Here is a 267-nt window from a genome sequence, read left to right on the forward strand (position 1 = left end):
CGGAACGCAAACCCCACGAGGCCGCGGCGATCGAAGCCTGGGAAGAAGCCGGAGTGCGCGGCGGTATGGCCAAGAAGCCCGTCGGACGCTACACCTATCTCGAAGGGCTGGACAATAGAGACGTGGCACCGGGTATGATGGACCTGTTCCAAATTGCAGTCTCCGAAATCCGGGCTGATTTCAGGGAGCACGGCCAGCGACAGCTCGATTGGGTCCCCGATGAAGCCGCTACGCCGTGTCCGGGGGGCAAGCTGAAATCGGTGCTGG

1 protein-coding gene is annotated in these 267 nt (G+C 62.5%); it reads left to right on the forward strand.

Annotation, left to right across the window (positions count from 1 at the left end; genetic code table 11):
• A partial coding sequence (locus SB764_RS40900) for a hypothetical protein (RefSeq protein ID WP_410866885.1) occupies nt 1-267 on the forward strand: 267 nt, incomplete at both ends.

Source organism: Paraburkholderia sp. SIMBA_027 (assembly GCF_046535315.1).
Classification (GTDB): domain Bacteria; phylum Pseudomonadota; class Gammaproteobacteria; order Burkholderiales; family Burkholderiaceae; genus Paraburkholderia; species Paraburkholderia tropica.